The following is a 23,661-nucleotide window of genomic DNA, read 5'->3' as shown; positions in this document are numbered from 1 at the left end:
AAACAAAAAACCAACACTAGCAGGTGTTGGTTTTTTGTTTTCAAATTGTCTCGTCCTAAAATAACTTTACTTCTCAATTTTAATTGTTTTAATTATGGCCTCCAACTCAAACATATAATCCCGTTTTTCAACTGATGGTGCAAATGCAAAGCCTTCAGCTATTATCCAACGTTTGTTTATTTCGTCTTCTATAGCGTAATTAATATAGGGGCCAGCCATAAAAGCATTTTTTACTTGCCACATACCTTTTGTCTCTAAAGTAGGTTTATTATCTAAGATGGTTTCTCCATGAAATGGTGTGTAGGCCATCTCTGTGGACATATAAGACCCCTCAACCGGCCCTTCGATATACTGTTTGCCAATAGAGTCTCTTATTACCACAATTTGATTAATTAAGCTATCTTTATTTATAGCACTGTTTGGCAACTCATAAAGCATTAAATTAAGTGTTCCTGTATTAATGTCTCGTCTAATCCAGAAAAAATTATCATCCTCTTTTGCTATTCTATACGCACTAGGAAATTCTATCTTCAAACCCAATTTATCTTTAATAACTTGGGTATTAAAGAGCGATTTTCTCATGATACGCTGCCTTTGCTTTAGTTCGATATTTCTAAATGTTTCTAATATTTTTTGGGTGTTTTCTTTTAAAATATTTTCAACTTGTTGTTTTGTTTTCCCTGTAATTAAAATTACTTTTTGTGGTTGCGCATACACATTATCCCTAAATGTGATCCCAGCTGGTTTCCCCATTTCAATCTTTAAAACGGTTCGGGTTCTTGTTATAAAATCAGTAAAAACTTGAGGTGGTATTTGATTGATATTAAATGTAGGCTCATCTTGTGGCAAACCATAAACTGGAGCTGTGAGTACATCCCTTATAGCCTCTCCTAAACGCCCTTTCCAGTTTTCATTATCTATAACAACAGATACATGGTTAATTCTTCCTTCCGAATCAAAAAGTATTCTTTGGTTTTTTGATTTATCGTCCTTACAAGACGCAAACACTAACACAATTATTAAAACACTTATTATTTTTCTCATTGTTTTTATGTTTTGAAGTTATCCTTTTGAAATTTTCAACTTCATTCCTGGTTTTAATTTACTACCACTAATACCATTCCAATCTTTAATATTTTGAATAGAAACTCCAGAAAATTTTTGAGAAATACTCCAAAGTGAGTCTCCTGTTTTTACGGTATATATAACAACATCTCCTGTAATAGGCTTTGGCTTTATTTTTTTAGTAGCAACTTGTGGAACTGAAACTACGGGTTTTCTTGGGTAGATAGAAAGACGTTGCCCTATTTTCAGGTTATTGTTTCGCAATCCGTTCCAGCGTTTAATGTCGCTTACCCTAACACCATAAATCCTTGCTATTTTCCCTAAATAATCTCCAGACTTTACACGATATCGTATCCTATCATTCGCATTAAAAAACTGTGGTAATGGTTTTTCTCGTTTTTCTAATTCTTCTTTTGCAAAAGCATAAATTTTTTCTTCGTTGTTTACAAAAGCACCTACAACTTCTGATGGTAATCGCAATGTGTAATTTTTGTCTTTTATAACAGGGATGATATCTAACTTGTAAGAGGGATTTAAAAATTGTAATTGCTCAATAGGTGTTCCAGTTACTTCAGAGACTTGATCTAAAGTTATCATGTGTTTAACAACTACTGTATCTGTTTCAAAATAAACCATTTCTGGCTTATAACGCTTAAAGCCATGAGCTTCTGCATATTCAAAAATGTACATGTTGGCTAAAAATGCTGGTAAATATCCTGCGGTTTCTCGTGGTAAATTGTGGCGAATATTCCAATAATTCTCATAGCCACCCGATCGTCGTATGGCTTTCGTAACATTTCCTGGGCCTGAATTATATGCTGCTAGAGCTAAATCCCAATCTCCAAAAATCTCGTATAGTTTTGCTAAATATTTAGCTGCTGCTTTGGTAGATTTTATAGGGTCGCTACGCTCATCCACATAACTGCTTACATCTAAACCATACATTTTGCCTGTACTAAACATAAATTGCCATAAGCCTGTAGCACCAACCCTAGATTTTGCATTGGGTTTTAAAGCAGACTCTACTATAGCTAAATATTTTATTTCTAACGGAATGTTTTGATTATCCAATTCCTGTTCAAATAAAGGAAAATAGAACGCACTCATGGTCATGAGTTTCTGCAAATGCTTTCGCCTATGTTTTAAATACGATTTTATAACACGCTCTAGAGACGGATTATATGCTACGTTAAAAGGTGTTCTGGCATCTAATTCCTTTAAATGCTTTTTTAACGTATCTGTTGGAAGTTCTGGGTAATCTACCTCTTCAAAAGTCATTTCGGTTACTGACTTGTATATGGTATCAAACAAATTATTGTTGTAGATTTCTTCTCGCCATTTTTTATCTATTTCGGCTAAATGGTCTATGTCTTTTAGTTTTTTTACTGAAAGACTATCATCTACAATGGGCTTAATAGAAGTTATGACCTTTTGTTCGACACCTACCAGTGTCGTGTCTCCCACAAGCGTAGTGTTTATTTTAGACGTCTCTGCTGGTATTTGGGCAAAAGAAACAGCCGTAACACACAATAAAATTATAAAAAATCGAAAAACCATAAGTATCCATTCAATTTAAACGAACGATATTAAGGCTAAAATCGTGTTTTTTGATTGAAATACAAAAATAAGACCTGATAGAGTTTTAAATCTACCAGGTCTTTTCTGTTTTTTGTTGAAGTAGAAAATACTATTTCATCTTGTTAAGGGCTCTTCGAGAGTCTTATACTCCTTATGGATTAAGCCAAAATAGCAGCAATTCCAGGCAATGTTTTCCCTTCTAAGCTTTCTAACATAGCTCCACCTCCTGTACTTACATAACTTACTTTATCTTGAAAACCAAATTGTTTAACAGCGGCTACAGAATCGCCACCACCTACTAATGAAAACGCACCATCTTTTGTTGCTTCTGCAATGGAATTTCCTAGCTCTATTGTACCATTTGCAAAACTTTCCATTTCAAAAACACCTAATGGGCCGTTCCAAAGAATAGTTTTACTTTCCATTACAACTTTGTGGAACTGCTCGCGAGATTTTGGTCCTGCATCTACTCCTTCCCATCCATCAGGAATGGCATTGATATCACAAATTTGTGTGTTAGCATCGTTACTAAAAGCGTCTGCTGCGATGGTATCTACTGGGATATGTACTTGTACATTTTTCGCTTTGGCTTGTTCTAAAATTTCTAATGCTAACGGCATTTTATCGTCCTCGCAAATAGAGTTTCCTATGCTTCCTCCTTGTGCTTTTACAAAAGTAAAGGCCATACCTCCTCCAATAATTAAGTGGTCTACTTTATCTAAAATATTTTCAATAATGGTAATTTTAGAAGACACTTTTGCCCCACCAAGAATAGCTAAAACAGGCTTTTCTCCTGTTTCCATTACTTTTTTAATACTTTCTATTTCTTGGGCTAATAAATTACCAAAGCACTTTTTACCTTCAAAAAATTGGGCTACAATGGTTGTAGATGCATGTGCTCTATGTGCTGTACCAAAAGCATCATTTACATAAATATCGCCAAGTTTTGATAATTTTTCAGCAAAGCCTTCGTCTCCAGCGGTTTCTTCTTTGTAATACCTTAAGTTTTCTAATAATAAAATTTCTCCTGGTTGTAAGCTAGCTGCTGCAGCTTCAACATCTTCGCCAATGCAATCTGATACAAATTTTACACCTACGCCTAAAACATCCTCTACTTTAGACACAATATGCTTTAATGAAAACTCATCTTGAAATCCTTTTGGACGCCCTAAATGCGACATTAAAATACAACTTCCACCGTCTTCTAAAATTTTAATAATGGTTGGTTTTGCCGATACAATTCTTGTAGCATCTGTTACCTCAAAATTTTCATTTAATGGTACATTAAAATCTACACGGATAAGTGCCTTTTTATTTTCGAAATTAAAATCGTTTAGCGTCTTCATTTATATTGTTTTATATCAAATTAGAACACAAATGTAGGCAATTAAATAGCTTTAAAAAATGCCTTTTTTAACGAAAACGTTTGAAGTGAAACAAAATTTTCTGAAGATTAATTGTCTTAGTCAAAAACAGGTGGACCTGTATAGGATATGTAAAAAATTTCGGCTACATTCGTTTGCTTTTAGACATAAAATATTGTAGAGATGTATTTACGATAGTTTAATGAATTATTAAAAATCAACAAATAAAATAATGATGAAAATTAAATTACTATTTCTTTTAACCACAATTTTGAGTCTTAATTGTTACTCTCAAGTTTATTTTGAAAATGGCTATTATATTGATAATAATAATGAAAAAGTTAATTGTTTAATTAAAAATCTTGATTGGGGAAATAATCCAACTGAATTCAAATATAAACTAACAGAAAATAGCGAAATAAGTATAAAAACAATAAAATCTATTAAAGAATTTCAGATTTATAACTCTTCAAAATATGTGAGACGCTCCGTAAAAATTGATAGATCTAGTAACAAAGTTGATGAATTAGATAATGATAAAAGAATTACATTTCAAGAAGAAGAACTCTTTTTAAAAGTGTTAGTTGAAGGAAAATCTACTTTGTATAGTTATGTTGACAATAGTTTAATAAGATACTTTTATAACATAGGAGAATCTGATATTGAGCAATTAGATTTTAAAAATTATTTAACTCCTGAGGGTAAAGTTGGCGTAAATAATAGATTTAAAAATCAACTATGGAATAATTTGAAATGCTCTGATATCAAGAAGAAAAAAGCTGAAAATTTAGAGTATAAACAATCAGATTTAGTTAATTTTTTTGTAGCCTATAACAGCTGTACGAATCAAGAATATATTAACTTTGAAGAAAAGCCTAAAAAAGATTTATTTAATTTATCCCTCAGACCTCGGTTAAATAGCTCTTCATTAGAATCTAATTATAGAAACACTAATATTAAAAACGAGTTAGGTTTTGGTTTTGGAGTAGAAGCAGAATTTATTTTTTCTACTAATAAAAATAAATGGGCACTTTTAATTGAGCCAACTTATCAAAGTTTTATGATAGAAAAATCTACTGATGAAAGTTTAAGCGAGGTAGATGTAAATTATAGTTCTATTGAATTCCATGCTGGTATAAGACATTACTTATTTTTAAATGATACATCGAAAATTTTTATAAATGCGTCTATAATTTATGATTTAAGCTTAAATAATCCACAAATTGATGAATTGGAAATTACAACATCATACAATCTAGCTTTTGGTTTAGGCTATAAGTATAATGATAAATACAGCGTAGAGTTAAGACACCAAATACCTAGAAGATTGCTAAGTTCTTACTCTAATTGGTTTGCAGATTATAAAACTTTATCAGTAGTTTTTGGATATTCTCTATTTTAAAATAACATCACATAACAAGTTTATTGGGCTTTAATAAAATAAAGAAATTACGTGCTTGTTTGGTTTAAATTACCTTTAGAAACTCTTTGTAAACAATCTATATTTTTATATAAAATCACTAAACTGAACTAAACAAAACACCAAAAAGTTTACACCAACACATCTGCTTTGGCAAACACACCCGCATTAGGGATTGCAGAGGAAAGCCCACAGCGACCCCGCAAGTGGGAGCGAGGACTTGTAACGTAAAGCCTGCCGGCAGGCAGGCCCGACCCTACCTTAGGAGGGGAATGCCCAAATATTTTAAAAAATTGGTTTACTTTTGTGCGATGCTGTTTCAGGATATTTTAGGGCAAGAGCACATAAAGGCACACTTAACGCAAAGTGCCGATAACGGGCGTATACCGCATGCGCAATTGTTTGTTGGTCCTGAGGGTAGTGGCACCTTACCTATGGCTATTGCTTATGCGCAATATATTTTGTGTGGCAACAGTAATGGCGAAAATACTTCGGGTAACGATGCTTGCAACATAAAGTTTAACAACGTTTCGCATCCTGATTTACATTTTGCGTTTCCGGTAACTACTAGTAGTAAAGTAAAGAGCAAGCCTGTAAGTAATTTTTATCTGGAAGAGTGGCGACAACTTTTAAATGAACAACCTTACGGGAATTTATTTGATTGGTATAAACTGCTTGGGGTGGATAATAAACAGGGGCAAATTGGTGTAGATGAGGCTCATGAAATTGTAAAGTCCTTGACTTTAAAATCTTATGAGGGTGGCCATAAAGTGATGTTGATTTGGATGGCTGAAAAAATGAATATTGCTTGTGCCAATAAGCTATTAAAACTGATTGAGGAACCGCCTAATAAAACCATTTTTTTGCTGATTGCTGAGGAAGAGGAATATATTATTAACACGATTCGCTCGCGATGCCAAATTTTACATTTTCCGCCTTTGGCCGAAGAAGTAATTAAAAATGCTATTATTAAAAATTACAATTTAGAGGCTGCTGTTGCTACAAAAATTGCACATCAGGCTAATGGTAATTATAACAAGGCCTGCGATTTAGTGTACCACGATTCTGAGGATACACAGTTTGAAACTTGGTTTATTTTTTGGATACGTAGTGCTTTTAAGGCTAAAGGTAACAAAGCTGCTATTCACGATTTAATTTCATGGAGTGAAGATATTGCTAAAACAGGACGAGAAACACAAAAACAGTTTTTAAATTTTTGTTTAGATTTCTTTCGTCAAGCTCTTTTGTTGAATTATAACGCTACTGATTTGGTGTATTTTGAGCCAAAAACTGATAAGTTTAAGCTAGAAAATTTTGCGCCTTTTGTGCATGGTAACAATATTATGGATATTAGCAACGAACTACAGGATGCTATTTACCATATTGAACGTAACGGTAATTCTAAAATTATTTTAACGGATTTATCTATCAAACTAACACGGTTATTGCATAAAAAAGCTGACTAAAAATTATCTTTTACCTTCTTTTTTCTCCCCATATTAAAGATGCCTAGTTTTAGTCCTACTCCAACAGAAAATCCGTTAAGGTTTCCACTATCATAAGGTGGTAAATTATAATCGCTTGTAAATCTGTAGCGTATTCCTGTTTCTAATTGCGTAAACCTTGAAAAGTTATAGAGAATATTGATGCCTGGCTCTACAATAAAAAACTCATCAAAATCTTCTTCTTTAATATCTTCGTATTCATCTGTAAAACTATTGCCAAAATAGCCTACCGCTCCACCACCAACTAACACTGGAAAAGAGACACTTATAAAACGTTTACCAAACAAAATGGGTTCTAGATGCAAACCTACATACCCTCCTAAAAGTGCTACTTTATCGCCGTTAAACAAATCTGGCCTATCATTAGGTCTTTCATTAAAAAAACCTGTAATCCCTATGCCTACTTCCATTTTTTGATTGGCGACATAAGCCAATTTTAAATTTACAAACGCTGTTTCTTTTTCGCCTCTAGTATCTAATTGTGCATAATGGACATTAAAACCCAAATACACACCGTGTACCACATTTTTTCTATCGTCGAATTCTACATATTCGTTAGATTCTTTTTTTTGTGCGAAACTGGAATATGTCGTTATTAAAACAAATAGTATTGTAATTATCCTGTTCATTGTTTTGATTGATTTTTAAAGTTCTTTAAATATGATAATGCCTTTATACCCAGTGAGGTCAAAAATACCTTGATTACCATCGCCGTAAGTGGCTCTTATTTGTCTTATCTTATTTTTTTCATCCAATACCTTGCTATTAATGTCTTTCATTGTTTTAGGTATTCTAAGTACGCCTTGCTCCAATTCTGCACTAAAATTAAAATTAGTTTTAGAGATATTTACATATACTTCTGATGATTTTTGATGCAAATTTACAACAGGTGCATTGATGCCAAATTTCTTTAAACGCAACTCTGCAAGATTTAAGCTTAAATTCACTTTAGACCATATATTCGTTAGTGTTACTTGCGAATACTTTATAGTACCGTGAATAGTATTTACATTATTAATTTCGATATCATCTTTATTGGAATTAATGTCTAATGTTCCAACTTCTACCAAACTTATTGTTGCGCCATCGGCATCTAATTTTAAGGTTTCAGATTTTTCAAAAGAAATGGTTGCATCTTTTGCTGTAATATTTGTTTTAGTTAACGTATTCGCTCTTAGTTTTCCGTATTTTACTGATAGTTTTGACTCTAACACATCATCCGTTATCCTTAAATCGCCATGCTCTACATCGGCTATTAATTTACCATCCCAATCTGAAATTATAATATCGCCATACTTATTGTATACCTCTATGGCTGCTTTCCTAGGTAGGTAAATACTATAATTGATGTCTGAGTTTGCTTTTTCACTATTTAACGGTCCTATTTTTTTAATGTACTTATTGAAGAATGACGCGTTTTTTTCTGTGATCTCGGTTTTTACAACCACTTGTGATGTTGTGGTTATAAAATCGGGATTAATGCGCTTTAAAAGGTCTTTTGCTTTTTCTAAATTCTTTCCTTTTACTTCTACTGAAATTTCAAACTTAATAGAATCTTTATCCCAACCATTAATGAATACATTGCCGTATTTATTTTCTAGGTATAAAGCCCCATCATTTGTAAGTGGAACCGTTTTTTTAATCTCCTTACTTAATTTGTCTTGCCCATATACCATACTTGAAAACAGCATGATGGCAAGAAAAAATGATATTTTATAATGTAATTGCTTCATCTTCAAAATCGGTTTTAACTGGATATGATCGTTCTAATAAATCCTCCATGAGTTTAATCTTCTTTCTGTAATTACTAATTATAGCTTCAATAATTTTTTCATTGTTGATGCCTAATTTTAGCTCCCCTTTTAATTTGTTGTATTCTGCATCTAAATCGTCTATTAACAACAAGAAATCTTCTTGGTCTTCTCTTGATAAATGCAAACTATTCTTAATTAATTCTACTTGATTATTTACCAGTAGTTGATAGTGGCTATCAATATCCTGTAGTTCTTGATTCACAATTTGTTGTTCTGGATCTTGCCCACCAGATAGCAAGAAAAAGAACGTACAACCAACCAATAGTATAATGCTAGCCGCCACTCTAAATGGTGTTGTTTTCCATAACGGAATAACCTTAACTGGCTTTTCTGGTAGTTCTGAAACAATATCGCCCCAAAGCCTTAGTTTGTCTACTTCGTCTAAATCGAAATCATCAAATTTAGCCTGGTGCTTACTGGTGTATTTTTTTAAATTGTCCATTGGCTTTCAATGCATTAATGCTATTAGTTTCTTTTTTGCTCTGTGATATTGGGATTTGGAAGTTGAGGTGCTTATGCCTAAAATTTCTCCTATCTCAACGTGATCGTATCCTTCAATTAAATACAAATTGATTATGGTCTGGTAGCCCTCTGGGAGCTGCTTTATTGCTATTTTTATGGTATCTACATTAAGTTGTTCTTCTTTAATATCTTCATCTTCTTGTTGTTCTGGAATCCAATTATCATAATCATCCATGGCCACCAAAGGCACGCGTTTTAATTTTAAATGATTGATGCTTTTGTTTATCACAATACGCTTTAACCAAGAACCAAAGGTGCTTTCGTATCTAAAACTGTTTAGGTTTTTAAATGCCTCAACAAAACTCTCTTGTAAAATATCTTCGGCATCTTCTTTAGATTTTACCATTCTTACACACACATTAAACATAGCATTAACGTAAAGCGAATACAATTTGTATTGCGTTTTTCGGTCGCCCAATTTGCTCTTCTCTACAAGCTCTTTATGTGTAAAAACTACTTGGTTTGTCACCGCGTTTTGGTTGTGAAATCGGTTTTGGATTTAGTTTCTATTTTTAAAGACAATAGAAATTTTTAAAGGTTGCATGAAAGTTACAATTTATTTAATATCAGCATCTTTCTAATTTGAATTTATTACTGCGCCATCGCTGCTTGTAGATACATTTACCGTTGGATTTCCTTTATAAAATATTATGCCATCGCTACTTACAGAACCTGATAAAGCATCAGTACAAGTTATAGAAACTGTAGCATCTGAAGAACAATTTATATTACATGTTTTAGTTTCAAAATCGAACCCTTCTACCTTGGCATCACTACTGGCATCTATATTCATACTATTTGCTGAGCCTGAAAGCACAATAAAAGCATCACTGGAAACATTCAGTTGGAACGTTTCTAAGTTTTCAAATCCAGTACAGCTTCCAAAGCTATCGGCTGATAGTATTAATCTTGAAATGGTTGGAATGGTTATTTCTAATTTTAACTCTGTTAACCGCCTAATATTGCCAGATAATCTTGCAACTAGTCTACCGTTACTTACGCTTGTAGTTACATTTTTTATGATATTATCGCTTGTGGTTATCTTAACAGATTGTTGTGTGCCGTATTTTATAACTACTTCTATATCACTTGAAACGTCAACTTCATTAAAATTTGAAACCATGCGTTCTTCTGATACGATAGTGTCAGACGCCTTTATACTATCTACTGAGCATGAGGTTAACCCCATACAAAAGGCTAAAAGCAGATAAAATATATACTGTGTTTTCATGATATTATGTTTTTAATTGTTATTGAAAAGTATAGGTTACGGTATCAAACTCAGACAACCTAAAATAGCCTAAAGGATAATTTTCTGGTGTGCTTACGTTAATACAATTACCTTTTAGCTTTGCTGGAATAGTACTAAACGGATCTCCTGCGCTATCATACTGCTCTATTAACAGGCTTATATAATTATCATACTGCTTTGAGATACCATATAGGGTGAATTTAACTGTATCTCCAGGATTAAATTCAGCTTGGTCATCATCATCTTCTCTGTCTTTTTCAAAAAAAGTATTGAGTTCATTACCGTTTACAAATTCATCTGGATAGTCCTCAAAAATTGGAAAAAAAATACCTTCTTCCATAAATTTTATGAGATAGAAATTCTCCTCATCGACTGGGTCATCCCAAAAAATGGAAACATCCAAAACTTCATCATCAAAGCCACCTTCTACGGATTGCTCTACGCGTTTTATTGGCGATACCGATTTTAAGGTTTCTGTAGCACGATAGGTTTCATTATTGTATGTAATTTCTAAGGTGTAACTGTCATTTATTACGGGAACAAAGTTAGAGATGGTGTACGTGCCATTATTCTGGTCCTCAAAAGTATACTCAATATTATTATTGTTATTTGTTACTTTTACTGAAGCTCCCGTAACTGCTGAGTTTACAGTGTTCTCAAAATAAGGGGTAGATGTACTTAACTTTATGATTTGGTTGTTACCTGTTGTGCCTTTTTGCCAATCTAAGGAAGCTTCAATAACTAGTCTTGGAGCAGCTGTTGGAACGTCCACATCAATCACATCTTCACAGGATGTATATCCTATTAAAAATAATATTGAAAGTATTTTTATATATGGTTTCATATTTGTTTGTTTTTAGTACCCATAAGGGTATTCAAGATTAAAATTTGAAGTTATATGTTATCGATGGTATAATACCGAAAATAGCTGTTCGTGTTGCTTCATTTGCTGCTGTGTCATCATTTTGAACAAACCTGATTGAGGCTGCATTTTTACGGTTATAGGCATTGTAGATACCAAACACCCACTCACCTTTCCATTTTCTATTCAAATTCTTTTTCGGACTATAAATTGCTGATATATCTAAGCGATGATATGCTGGTAATCTGCTGGCATTTCTATCTGAAAAACTAGCTATAGATAAACCTTCATAAGTGTACTGTCCATCTGGATATGTCACAGGTCGTCCTGTTTGGTAAACCGCATTAGCACTAAATTTCCATCGGTCATTTAGTTTATATGCTCCTGTTATCGATACATCATGAGTTCTATCAAAAGGGGTATTGTACCATTTGCCATCGTTAATACCTAACCCACCAGCAATCCCTCCTGGTGTTCTTTGTTCTGATTTTGATAAAGTGTAGGCCAACCATCCCGTAAAGCGTCCTTTATTTTTTCTCAATAAAAATTCTAAACCATAGGCTCTGGCTTCGCCATTTAAAATTTCAGTTTCAATGGTATTAGTCCCTATTAAATCTGAACCGTCTACATAATCAATTCTATTGTCTACAGTCTTGTAATACGCTTCTACTTCTAAAGAGAAGATGTTGTCTTTTAGGTTTTTGTAATACCCTGCTGCATATTGATGTGATTTTTGGGGTTTAATATATCTTCCACTTGGCGTCCATACATCTAGCGGTGTTACAGCAGTGGTATTGGATAGTAAATGCATATATTGGGTTGATCTTGTATAGCTTGCTTTTACGGAAGAAGATGTATTTAATTGATAGGACATTCCCAAACGAGGCTCAAAATTATCATAGGTTTTTATACTTTCGCTTTTCTTAAAAAAAGTTTCGCCTGTTTCTTCTCCTTCTTCGTAAATGCCTAATGTTTCATTATATACAACGGGTTTATTATTTGCATAATTCATAATATTTTGTCCGCCAAGTCTATTAAACCTACTGTAGCGTAGTCCGTAATTTAAAGTAAGTTTATCTGAAATTTGATGTTCTGCACTGGCATAAATACCATTTTCTAAAGCTCGCTTTTGTTCTAACTTTAATTGGTTTACAGGAGAGCTTTCTGTTGTTGGTTTTACTTCTCCAGGATTTAAATTGTGAAGAATGGTACTAACACCAAAATCTACCTTTACTTTATCATTGAGATAGTACCCAAAATCGTATTTAATATTATAGTTTTTAATGTCTGCAATCCAATCCAACTCCACAAAATCAAGTATAATACGGTAATCGTACTTGCTATATATTAAGGATAAATTGGAAAACAGCTTATCGTTAAATACATGATTCCATCTTAAATTTCCAGAGGCATTTCCATAGTTAGTTCTAATAATATTAGATAAATCGAAAACATCTCTTCCAAAATACCCTGAGAGGAATAGCCTGTTGTTTTTATTTATTGTGTAATTCGTTTTTAAGTTTAGATCGTAAAAGGATATTTTATCATCTTTTACTTCCGGGATGGCTTTCATAAGTAAATGGGCATAAGAGCTTCTACCTGCGATTAAAAAAGACCCTTTATCTCCAAACAGCGGTGCTTCAGCAGTTAGCCTACTTGAAATTAAACCTATGCCTCCATTGAGTTCAAACTGTTTACTATTACCATCCTTTTGGTGTACATCTAAAACTGAAGATACTCGTCCTCCAAACTTTGCAGGAATGTCTCCTTTGTAAAGCTTTACATTTTTTATTGCATCATTGTTAAACACTGAAAAGAAGCCAAAAAAATGAGATGTGTTATAAATAATGGCTTCATCAAGTAATACCAAATTTTGGTCTGCAGCCCCTCCTCTTACATTAAAGCCCGCAGTGCCTTCTCCAGAATTTGTAACACCTGGTAACATTTGAATGGATTTAATCACATCTACCTCTCCCAATACTGCGGGTATTTGTTTAATGGTAGAAGCATTGAGTTTTGAAACACTCATTTGTGGTTTCTTAATACTAATGCGCTCTGGTTCTTCGGCTGTAACGACAACTTCATCTAATTGATGCGTTGCTTCCGTAAGTTCAAAATCTAGAACTTGATCTTGGTTAAGGTTAATTTCTTTTGAAATCTCTTCATAACCCATATACGATACTACTACCGTATAATTACCCTTTGAAGCTGTAAGTGAATAAAAGCCGTAACTGTTGGTAACGGCTCCATTTGTGGTGCCTTTAAAAAAAACGGTAGCTCCTAATATTGTTTCTCCATTTTTGGCATCTTTAACTGTACCACGAATACTAAACGTGTCTTGTGCAGTTGCCGTCATGCCTAGAAACAGGCATAACCCTAGTAACATAATTTTCATTTGATCTGTTCGTTTTATAATGCTGAACTATTTCAGCTTAGTTTGATTGATGATTGATTCTATTGGTATTGACAGATTAAAAATTGAAAGGTTGCATTGTCTTTTGATTTTTTTTAAAATGCGGTCTAATGTATTCTAAATCAAAAAATTCATTAAGCAATTAACGCAACCATTTCTTACATGCTACATCTAAAAGACATATTGCAATTCACTTTTATTAAACTTTAAAACACCCTCGCTATGAAAAACCTTTATGCAATCTCATCCTTTTTATCTTTACTAATAATTACTGTTGCATGTTCTCCTTTAGATAAGGTATCTATGCATGAACTTTCGGCTTATAACCCCGAACCAATAGTTCAAGAAAATTATAAAGATCATGGAGAAAATCCCTTTATTTCAACTAGTGAAGCCCCTGTGTCTACATTTTCGGTTGATGCTGATGGCGGTTCTTATGCCAACATGAGACGCTTTTTAAATTTAGGACAAACCCCACCTGTCGCTTCAGTAAGAATTGAGGAGTATATTAACTATTTTACATTTGATTATCCTGAACCTCAAAATGGAGATAATGTCGGTTTGAATTCTGAAGTTTCCATCTGTCCTTGGAATACAGATCATCACTTGATACGCATAGGTATGAAAGGTAAAACCATTCCAGAATCAGAACTTCCAAATTCTAATTATGTCTTTTTAATTGATGTTTCTGGTTCTATGAGTTCTCCAGATAAATTGGGTATTTTAAAGTCAGGATTTAAAACTTTAACAGATAATCTTAGGGATGATGATAGAATTGCTATTGTTACCTACGCTGGGAGTGCAGGTGTATTATTGCCATCAACATCTGGGAGTGAAAAAGATAAAATAAAACAAGCCATAGATCAACTAGGTGCTGGAGGTAGCACAGCAGGAGCTGAGGGTATTATTACCGCCTATAAAATAGTAGAAGAACATTTTATTAGTGATGGTAACAATAGGGTTATCTTAGGATCTGATGGCGATTTCAATGTTGGTCCATCCTCTACTGAAGCACTTGTAGAACTTATAGAAAAAAAACGAAAAACGGGTATTTATCTAACTGTACTTGGTGTTGGAGGCGGAAATCTAAACGATTATGGTATGGAGCAGATTGCAAATAAAGGTAATGGTAATTACGAGCATATAGATAATGCAAAACAGATTCAAAAGGTTTTTACTTATGAACTAGGAAAGTTATATACTGTGGCAAAAGATTCTAAAATTCAAGTAACTTTTAACGAAAATAAAGTTTCTTCCTATCGTTTAATTGGGTATGAAAATAGAGCTTTAGAAAATGAAGATTTTGAAGATGACACTGAGGATGCAGGCGAAATTGGTTCTTCTCAAACTATTACAGCACTTTATGAAGTGGTATTAAAAGATAATACTGAAGCGCTTTATGCTACATTTGACTTTAGGTATAAAAAACCAAATACTGAAATAAGCATCCCTTTAGCACACGAAATTAAGGAATCTAGTAACGCTATAATATCTGAAAACATGAATTTTGCTACTGCAGTTACAGGGTTTGGTTTACTCATGAAGAATTCAGAATATAAAGGAAACGTTTCTAAACAAATGGTAATTGATTTGGCTAGTGGTGCTACTAGCTTTGATCCTAATGGATTTAGACAGGAGTTTATAGAACTTGTTACACATTGGAATAATTAGAAACAAAAAACACTGGTAATAATTTGATTACCAGTGTTCTAAATAAATTTTACTATACTCTATTCTTTCTTATATTCCGCATTTAAGTTATCCAAGATCGTTTGTGTTAAATCATTTTCTTCAGTACCATAAAGTACTGACGCTGCAGCATCACTAGTGCCTAAAATATAAGTGTATCCGTTTTTCTTACCGTAGTCCTTTACATAATCTTTTACTTTAACAATCAACGTATCTATTTCTGATTGAAAGGCTTGTTGTATGGCTTGTTGTTCTTGCTGAATTCTTTGAGATAATAATTGTTCTTTTTGCTGAATCTCTTGAGATAACTTTTGAAGATTAGCTTGAGACATTCTTTTAGCTTTTATCTGTGCTTCTTTTAAGTCTAATTGATACGCATTAACCATACTATCCCTTCGTGTATTAAAAACTTTTTCTCTGGCCTTAAATTTTTCTTCAAGATCTTTCTTTTCCTGAATATCATTAATCACGGTACCGTTATCTACATAACCAATTTTATTTGGTTTTTGGCATGATGCTAAAATCATCAATAGCATTACAGCGTAAAATATATGTTTCATGGTTTTTGGTTTTTGGTTTTTGGTTTTTAATTTGAATCATTTTTTTCAAGTCGCACAAATGTAATAAAGTATGTGAAAAAGAAAACCGAAATTGGTTTGAATTTAACTTATAATCAAAAATTATTACTGATTTAAAAATCTATAATTAAATTCTATTAAAAATAAGCTCAAATAAAGCGATTTAAGAGACTTTAAAAAATAGAGTTGCAAATACGGTGTTTAAAGCTTAAAGCTTCATGAAAAATGCGCGCTGTATTAAATTAACTATTTTTTACAATATAAATCAATGAAGAAGCTTCATTGGAGCTTAGAGCTTTAAGATTTGATAACAGGCCTATTAAGAATCCTTTTATAGGATTCATTTTTCCAAACTTATATTTTTCAGAAAGCATACTCACATAAAAAGCATCAAACCACATAGGTTTGGTTTTTATAACTTTAAAATTAAATTTAGAAACCAAATTCGACATCGCATCACGATTAAAATGCCAAAGATGCCTAGGCACATCAAAAGCAGCCCAAAATTCTTTGTAATGTGTAGCATCGTAACTTTTATAATTTGGAACTGCAATAACCAATGTTCCGTTTGGTTTCAATAAAGTTTTAAAAGTGCTTATCTGAGCTTCTAAATCTGGTAGATGTTCTAAAACATGCCAAAGTGTAATAACATCAAAACTATGTCTTTCGAACTTTGATAGTTGGTCAGTCTCATAAACCGAATTTCCAGTTTTTGTATTGGCTATTGATCTTGCTTGTGTGTTTGGTTCAATGCCAAAAGCTTCCCAATTATTTCTTTTGGCTGTTTGTAAAAAATCGCCTGTACCACAACCAACATCTAATAATTTTTTCTCTTTTGAAGTAAAAGAATTAATTAAGTTTAATTTCTTTTTTAAAGAAATAGTTCTTACCAAATGGTATACTTTTTCAAACAGGTTTCGTTTAGCATCTGTATGAGAAATATAATCCTCACTCTCATAATAATCTGCTAATTTATCTGGAGGTGGTTGAGGTGTGGTTTCTAAAAAACCAAACTCTAAGTTTTCTTCTAACCGGAATTTTTCTCCAGAAACAGAAAAGTCTTTTACATTAATGGGCATCACTATACAGGTTAATTGCTTTTAAATAATTTAACGCGCCTACTTTAGTTTGATCATGGATAAACCCATCCAATTCTGGATGATTTTTTTTAATCCAACCTAAAAGCTTTTTTCTATTTCTACTAAAAATAGTATCGTTAAAATTAATGTATTCTGGAGTTTCTACACTATAAATCTTATCCTCTTTAAACTGAATTATCTGTTTGTATATTATAGGAGATTCATGCAAAAAAAGAACTCTCTTATCTATTTTAGAAACTATGGCTTTAACAGTCCCATGGTTTTCTTCCATGTTGGAAACCTCATATTTTGGTTTAAAAACAGCATCCCATTTTAAGAATTCTATATAATCTGTTTTTAAAAACACCTTCTTATAAGCAATCTCTGTGGTTAGTATACTATCTTCTAAAATGCGTTTTGCTTCAGAATAATTTGAATTATTTAAGACGCTATAATACTGTTTTGCTATATCAATGTTACTACCACTTTTACTGCAAGAAACAAATCCAAGCAGTAGCATGAGCAATAATTTTGAAGTCATTTTTTTCATAGAAATATGATATAAGACAGAGAAAATATTAAATGTTCCACGTGGAACATCTATGAAATTTATTAAGAAAAATTATTGTTTTCAAAAGAAACTAACGCCCCATGTATACCAATAATACAGAAATATCATTAGGAGACACACCACTAATTCTTGAAGCTTGAGATACTGTTGTTGGCTGTATTTTTTTTAGCTTTTCTCGCGCTTCAAAACTCATAGATTTTATTTGTGAGTAATCAAAATTCTCTGGGATTTTTACATATTCTAATCTGTTTAGCTTATCCGCATTGTTCTTTTCTTTTGCTATATATCCAGAATATTTTACTTGAATTTCTGTCTGCTCTATCACTTCCCTGTCTAAATTATTGTCTTGAATATAAGCCTCAACAGACGCTACTTTCCTAACATCGTTCATCTCTACATTTGGTCTTGCAAAAATCTTAAACAGCTTACCAGATTGTTTTACAGGCGATGATTTTTTCGATTCCAAAATTGGATTAATCTCTTCTGGCTTTACACTTTGGTTCTCAAAAAACGACACAAATTTTTCAGCTGCTTCATGTTTTTCTTCCATACGCTTTAGGCGTTTTTCTGAAGCCAAACCTAATGTATATCCTTTTGGTGTTAACCTTAAATCAGCATTATCCTGTCTTAATAATGTTCTATATTCTGCCCTCGAAGTAAACATACGATAGGGCTCTTCCGTACCTTTTGTAATTAAATCATCAACCAAAACTCCTATGTAAGCCTCATCCCTTTTTAATGTAAAAGCATCTTTTTCTTGAACTTTTAAACCCGCATTAATCCCTGCCATTAATCCTTGAGATGCTGCTTCCTCATAACCCGTAGTACCATTAATTTGTCCTGCAAAATACAACCCACTAACAAGCTTTGTTTCTAATGTATGTTTTAATTGCGTAGGCGGAAAATAATCATATTCTATAGCATAACCTGGCCTAAAGAATTTCACATTTTCAAAACCAACCACAGAACGTAGCGCCTTAAACTGCACATCTTCTGGCAATGAGGTAGAAAAGCCATTTACATAAACCTCAACTGTATTCCACCCTTCTGGCTCCACAAATAATTGATGTCTGTCTTTATCTGCAAATCTATTTATCTTGTCTTCTATAGACGGACAATACCTTGGCCCTAAACTTTTAATCCTACCATTAAACATTGGAGACCTATCAAAACCCTCACGCAATAAATCATGTACTTCTGGACTAGTATAAGACATATGACACGACCTTTGTTTTTCCAGCGGTTTTGTGATGTCTAAATAGGAAAACTTTTCTGGATTATCATCTCCCGGTTGTTCAATCATTTTAGAATAATCCAACGATCTTCCATCTACCCTGGGAGGCGTTCCTGTTTTCATCCTGCCAGAATCGAAGCCTAAATCAACCAGCTGTTCCGTTATTCCCGTTGCAGCTTTTTCCCCTGCTCTGCCACCACCAAAATTCTTATCTCCTATATGAATTAAACCATTTAAAAAAGTACCATTGGTAAGCACTACGGTCTTAGATTTTATTTCAACACCCAAAGACGTTTTAACACCAACAACGCTGTCTTTTTCGATTAGCAATCCCGAAACCATTTCTTGATAGAAATCCAAGTTTGGTGTTTGCTCTAAAAGCAATCTCCAATCTTCTGCAAAACGCATTCTATCACTTTGTACCCTTGGACTCCACATTGCTGGTCCTTTGGATTTATTCAGCATTTTAAATTGAATAGCAGATGTGTCAGATACAATGCCACTATAACCACCTAAAGCATCAATCTCCCGAACAATTTGTCCTTTAGCAATACCTCCCATAGCTGGGTTACATGACATCTGTGCAATGTTTTGCAAATTCATGGTTACCAACAATGTTTTACTGCCCATATTGGCAGCAGCAGCAGCAGCTTCACTACCAGCATGTCCTGCACCAACTACTATTACATCATAATGATCGCTAAACATGATTTATCTTTTTCATTAAACAATGTTCCACGTGGAACATTTTATAAATTTTGGTTTGCAAATATACACTGAAATCTTTAACTCTACTCTAAAACAGAAAGATAGTAGTTCTCCTTAGCTCTCATTTCATTGGCCTCTTCTTCACTTTTATCTTTATAGCCACAATAATGTAATACACCATGAATTATAACACGATGTAGCTCTTCTTCAAAAGAAACATGAAAATCTTTGGCATTGTCAACAACCCGATCAATAGAAATAAAAACATCTCCTTGTATTATTTTTCCTATAGAATAATCAAAGCTAATAATATCTGTTAATGTATCATGCTTTAGAAATTCAACATTCAACTTATGCAGATAATCATCATCACAAAACACATAATTTATGGCATCTAGCTTATACCCCTCTGAAGCAATTGTATTAGCAATCCAATTAGATATTAGTGTTTCGTTATTGAGTTTGAAATCTGTTTCGTAATTGAAATCAATCATTAGCTTTTTTAAAATATTGCTGCACTTTCTTTTTATAAACTTGCTGCAAAGGTAAAGCTTGTCGGTTTAATATTTCTGTAGTTTGAAAATATTGTTTAGCTGTTGGGATTTGACTGTTGCTATTATTATTAAACTCCTTATTATTGGTTTCAGATTCACGTTTATTTTCCTGGCCTTGTTGAAAGGTAGCATTTTCTAATTTTAACAGTTGATGTTTTAAGTTAGTCATTTTTTGAAGTGTTTCATTGGTGAGACCCTTGTTTAACAAATCTAATTCAATGTCTTCCATTTGTTTCGACAATCTATCGCCAATACCACCTTTACCTTCTTTCTCCAAACGCTTATCTAAAGCCTCGCGGAGTTGTTGCTGTTTTTGGTAAATCTCGTACAACAAACCTTCTTCATCAAAGTTAGTACCTTCTCCTTCTCCTCCTGATTGCTTTCCATTTTGTCCCTCTTTACCATTCTGTTCTTGTCCTTTGTCTCCTTTTTGCCCTTCTTTGCCTTTATCGCCTTGTTTCTCTCCTTTCCCCTGTTCCTTACCCTTACCTTCTTTTGGCTTTCCTTTCTGTCCTTTCTTCATCCCTTGTTGCATCATTTTGTTGAGCTGTTCTTGGCTCATAATAATGTCTGGTAATTGCATGTCTCCTTGACCTTGACCCATGGACATACTCATACTTTCTTGCATGTTGTCTAAAATATCACTTAACATATCCGCCAGATTATTAGTGGCCGTAACAGCAAATTGCTGGTTTGAAACACCTTGATATATTTGGCTTTCTGCTAAACGCTCTAACGCCTTATCTATATTAAAATACACTTCAGAGATTTCTTTATTAATAACCTCAGACATTTTGGGTTGTCTTAAGGAAAGTGTAAATAAACTGTCATCTATATGCTCAAAGTGTTCTTTAAGGTAGCTTTGCCTTTTTAAATATGATGCGTATTTATTGTGGTTAACATCAATAGCCTTAAACTGTTCCATCAACGCTTCTTCATCAAATGAAAACAATACTAAGTTGTCTAGAATCTGGCGCAACATTTCCATATCTTCTTGCATTTGTTCGCCACTCATCGCTTGCATAGCCCCTTGCATATTTTGGCTCATTTCTCTCATTTTTTGAGCTGCTTTCTGTTGACTTTTTTGAGCGTTTTGATGATTTTGTTGTTTTTCCTGATTAGTTGATGTATTTTGTTCATTCTCTGTACCTTCTTCTTTTTGCTTTTGCTCTACAGCTTCTTTCTCTTTTAATTCATCAGAGGCATTTTGTTGTTCATTTTGCACCTCCTTTTCGTCCAGTTTATCCCGAGGAATATCAATAGGCTTTTTTAATGCTTTGCTGTCTTTTTCGAGAGCTTCCATTTCTTTTTGAAACTCATTGAACTTCTCATTTATAGCATCTTGCTTTTCCTTAGTGTTTTCCTTTTCTGAAGCCTTAGAGAGTGTTTCTTGTTCTTTTGATAATTCTTTTAAATCGTCTGCAAGTTTCTCTAATTTCTTTTCAACATAAAATCGCTTGGTCAATTCTAACAATTGCTCTAAGCTTCGTTTTTTATTCTTATTCTGTTTGGCAACTTCTTCAAGTTTTTTAATTAGCCCTTCATTATTAATTTTTTCTTGTAGTTTCTCTAACTCCTCCAACAGCTTTTCATTCTTTTTTAGCTGTTCTTCGTTATCATCCAAACGCTTCTTTAAGTCCTCTTTAAATGGATCTTCTTTTTTTTCTTCCTTCTGAAACTCCTCAAGATTGTCTTTTAATTTCTTGTTGAAGTTTTTCATCATCTCATCTTGCTGTTTCTGGCGTTTAAAAAATGATGCCAACTTCTTTTTGTCATTAAAACTTAAATTCTTTTTCTCTTTACCTGTCTTGGTTAATTCTTTTAGGCGTTTTTCTTGCTCTTCAAACTTTTTAAGCGATTTATTTAAATCCTTTATAGTTTCTCCTTGCTCTTGTAATTGCTTTTCTTGTTCTTCATCTAGAGTTCGCTTACGATATGTAAACACCGAGCTTTTCTTATACTTGAACTTATTAACTCTATCATTATCAAATACTTGAAAGTATAATTGATATGGAATGCCAGGTTTGACCTCTAAATTATCAGGAAATGCAGTTATAAAATCTTGTACATTAGAAGTTGTTATGGGTAGCTCCTTTATTTTCTTATCACTTTCATCATCAGATGGATAATACACCAGTTGTAGTTTGCTCAAGCCATAATCATCACTTATTTGTCCATAAAAGTATAGCGTTTGCAAATCTAAACTGTCCACTTTCATTTGTACATTTAATTCGGGAAAATCATCCTTAATCACATCAATAGTAAACGACAAATTCTCATAATCTTTCAAATTCTTGTTACTGGTACTCAGTGTGTAATTGTAGTCTCTGTATAGGCTTTTGGAAGTTTCAAAAACCCCCGCCTTATCTGAAACAAATGCTAGTGTATCCTTAGCATATAAATGCACCTCATCAGTAGATTTCGTTTGCAGTTGCCACGTTACTTTTGTACCCTCTGGCACGACAGCATTACCTGTACTTTTTAAGATTTCGTCTTGTTTTTTGGTATGGTTTGGATAATCTAAAACCATCTTAAAACCCAATAACGATGGCACCTCTACAACTTCTAATCTATAAGGCTTAGAGTTTACTTCGTTGGCAGATAAATTAAATGTTATAGGCTGTTGTGGTTGAGAAAACACATACTCAAAAGCACCAACTCCAGTTTGTTGTAAAAAATACGTTTCGTCGTTATAGGTTAATTGTGCGTTTTCTGGCACCACATCTCCTGTGGTTTTTACCATTAATTTAAAATCTTTCCCTTCTATGGCTTTTAAAGTTTCATTAACTACAAAAAACTGAAACGGCGCAGGCGGCTCATAAGCTGTTTTATAATCCACAACACGCTTGTAACTGTCGCTAAACCAATTAAAATTACCAGTAACATAAACTAACAGTAAAATAATGATTGGAATAACCGCGTATTTTAAATAGGGTATATTCTGCTTAAAATTAACCGCCAATTTAAACGGGATAGGATGTAAAGCCAAAGATTTCTGGTCGATACTTGCCAATAAAAGTTCTGATGGTTCACTACGTTCTTTTAGTTGAATTACATTCAACAATTTGTCATCCACTTCAGGAAAATGCTTGCCAATAATTTTAGCAGCCATTTCGTAGTTAATACCTCTTTTCAGTTTAAACAACTTAGCCAATGGTATGGCCACAAACTTAAAGAGTAAACCCAATTCTACAAGTATAAAGAGCCAGAACAACACTGTTCTAGCTGTGGTATTTAGCCATAAAAAATGCTCAATAAGTAGTGTTGCTAAAAAATACAACAAGCCTATGGCAAAAAACAAAATACCACCTTTAACCAATTCATTGGTGTGGTATCGTTTTATAAACCGTTCTAATTTTTGCTGTATGTTTTTAAAATTATCCATGATTTGGGGTTAAACTCAATGCTTTTAAGGCTTTAAACTACTAAACTACAATTTTAATTTCTACTTCA

General features: G+C 33.2%; 19 protein-coding genes. 3 read left to right on the top strand and 16 right to left on the bottom strand.

What is annotated here, in order from left to right; all coding sequences use genetic code 11:
* Nucleotides 1–66: 66 nt before the first annotated feature.
* From JS605_RS05480 to JS605_RS05470, 3 genes are all read right to left on the bottom strand, one after another.
* Nucleotides 67–1,044 carry a DUF4837 family protein gene (locus JS605_RS05480; RefSeq protein ID WP_203256638.1) on the bottom strand — a complete coding sequence of 326 codons (978 nt, stop codon included), beginning with the start codon at nt 1,042–1,044 and terminating at the stop codon, nt 67–69.
* A gap of 18 nt (nt 1,045–1,062) precedes the next feature.
* Nucleotides 1,063–2,622, bottom strand: a complete 1,560-nt coding sequence (locus JS605_RS05475; RefSeq protein ID WP_203256637.1) for a LysM peptidoglycan-binding domain-containing protein — start codon at nt 2,620–2,622, stop codon at nt 1,063–1,065.
* A gap of 179 nt (nt 2,623–2,801) precedes the next feature.
* Nucleotides 2,802–3,989, bottom strand: a complete 1,188-nt coding sequence (locus tag JS605_RS05470; protein WP_203256636.1) for a phosphoglycerate kinase — start codon at nt 3,987–3,989, stop codon at nt 2,802–2,804.
* 250 nt (nt 3,990–4,239) lie between these two features.
* On the opposite strand from JS605_RS05470, the gene JS605_RS05465 reads away from it, so the two are divergent.
* Together JS605_RS05465 and JS605_RS05460 are read left to right on the top strand one after the other, a co-directional pair.
* Nucleotides 4,240–5,409: a porin family protein gene (locus JS605_RS05465; RefSeq protein ID WP_239000257.1), complete on the top strand. Its 1,170-nt coding sequence runs from the start codon at nt 4,240–4,242 to the stop codon at nt 5,407–5,409.
* Nucleotides 5,410–5,738: 329 nt separating this feature from the next.
* The gene (locus JS605_RS05460; protein ID WP_203256751.1) at nt 5,739–6,893 is read left to right on the top strand and encodes a DNA polymerase III subunit; all 1,155 of its coding nucleotides are present in this window, start codon (nt 5,739–5,741) and stop codon (nt 6,891–6,893) included.
* Here the strand turns inward: JS605_RS05460 and JS605_RS05455 are convergent.
* From JS605_RS05455 to JS605_RS05425, 7 genes are all read right to left on the bottom strand, one after another.
* A complete protein-coding gene (locus JS605_RS05455; RefSeq protein WP_130936698.1) occupies nt 6,890–7,561 on the bottom strand; it encodes a hypothetical protein in 672 nt (223 codons plus the stop codon). The genes JS605_RS05460 and JS605_RS05455 overlap by 4 nt on opposite strands.
* A gap of 15 nt (nt 7,562–7,576) precedes the next feature.
* Complete coding sequence (locus JS605_RS05450; RefSeq protein ID WP_203256635.1) at nt 7,577–8,665, bottom strand: hypothetical protein; 1,089 nt, start codon at nt 8,663–8,665, stop codon at nt 7,577–7,579.
* Nucleotides 8,646–9,188 carry a hypothetical protein gene (locus JS605_RS05445; protein WP_203256634.1) on the bottom strand — a complete coding sequence of 181 codons (543 nt, stop codon included), beginning with the start codon at nt 9,186–9,188 and terminating at the stop codon, nt 8,646–8,648. The genes JS605_RS05450 and JS605_RS05445 overlap by 20 nt, the downstream gene beginning before the upstream one ends.
* Before the next feature lie 6 nt (nt 9,189–9,194).
* Nucleotides 9,195–9,737: an RNA polymerase sigma factor gene (locus tag JS605_RS05440; protein ID WP_317194120.1), complete on the bottom strand. Its 543-nt coding sequence runs from the start codon at nt 9,735–9,737 to the stop codon at nt 9,195–9,197.
* 108 nt (nt 9,738–9,845) lie between these two features.
* A complete protein-coding gene (locus JS605_RS05435; RefSeq protein ID WP_203256633.1) occupies nt 9,846–10,499 on the bottom strand; it encodes a GIN domain-containing protein in 654 nt (217 codons plus the stop codon).
* A 19-nt stretch (nt 10,500–10,518) separates the two neighbouring features.
* Nucleotides 10,519–11,364 carry a DUF4249 domain-containing protein gene (locus JS605_RS05430; RefSeq protein ID WP_203256632.1) on the bottom strand — a complete coding sequence of 282 codons (846 nt, stop codon included), beginning with the start codon at nt 11,362–11,364 and terminating at the stop codon, nt 10,519–10,521.
* Nucleotides 11,365–11,401: 37 nt separating this feature from the next.
* Entirely contained in the window at nt 11,402–13,777 is a 2,376-nt protein-coding gene (locus tag JS605_RS05425; protein ID WP_203256631.1) for a TonB-dependent receptor, read from the bottom strand.
* A gap of 240 nt (nt 13,778–14,017) precedes the next feature.
* On the opposite strand from JS605_RS05425, the gene JS605_RS05420 reads away from it, so the two are divergent.
* Complete coding sequence (locus tag JS605_RS05420) at nt 14,018–15,466, top strand: vWA domain-containing protein (RefSeq protein WP_203256630.1); 1,449 nt, start codon at nt 14,018–14,020, stop codon at nt 15,464–15,466.
* Between the two features lie 59 nt (nt 15,467–15,525).
* Here the strand turns inward: JS605_RS05420 and JS605_RS05415 are convergent, their stop codons facing one another.
* From JS605_RS05415 to JS605_RS05390, 6 genes are all read right to left on the bottom strand, one after another.
* Nucleotides 15,526–16,044: an OmpH family outer membrane protein gene (locus JS605_RS05415; protein WP_203256629.1), complete on the bottom strand. Its 519-nt coding sequence runs from the start codon at nt 16,042–16,044 to the stop codon at nt 15,526–15,528.
* 260 nt (nt 16,045–16,304) lie between these two features.
* On the bottom strand, nt 16,305–17,141 hold the full coding sequence (locus JS605_RS05410) for a class I SAM-dependent methyltransferase (RefSeq protein ID WP_203256628.1): 837 nt from the start codon (nt 17,139–17,141) through the stop codon (nt 16,305–16,307).
* Nucleotides 17,131–17,682, bottom strand: coding sequence for a hypothetical protein (locus JS605_RS05405; RefSeq protein ID WP_203256627.1), 552 nt, complete (start codon nt 17,680–17,682; stop codon nt 17,131–17,133). The genes JS605_RS05410 and JS605_RS05405 overlap by 11 nt, the downstream gene beginning before the upstream one ends.
* A 100-nt stretch (nt 17,683–17,782) precedes the next feature.
* A complete protein-coding gene (gene mnmG, locus JS605_RS05400) occupies nt 17,783–19,654 on the bottom strand; it encodes a tRNA uridine-5-carboxymethylaminomethyl(34) synthesis enzyme MnmG (RefSeq protein ID WP_203256626.1) in 1,872 nt (623 codons plus the stop codon).
* A gap of 83 nt (nt 19,655–19,737) precedes the next feature.
* Entirely contained in the window at nt 19,738–20,148 is a 411-nt protein-coding gene (gene ybeY, locus JS605_RS05395) for an rRNA maturation RNase YbeY (protein ID WP_203256625.1), read from the bottom strand.
* Nucleotides 20,141–23,593 (bottom strand): DUF4175 family protein, encoded by a 3,453-nt coding sequence (locus tag JS605_RS05390; protein ID WP_203256624.1) that lies wholly within the window; start codon nt 23,591–23,593, stop codon nt 20,141–20,143. Before JS605_RS05390 ends, ybeY begins: the two co-directional genes overlap by 8 nt.
* Nucleotides 23,594–23,661 lie beyond the last annotated feature (68 nt).

It is taken from the genome of Hyunsoonleella ulvae, assembly GCF_016827605.1.
Taxonomy (GTDB): Bacteria; Bacteroidota; Bacteroidia; order Flavobacteriales; family Flavobacteriaceae; genus Jejuia; species Jejuia ulvae.
This window is presented reverse-complemented; position numbering and strand designations above follow the sequence as displayed.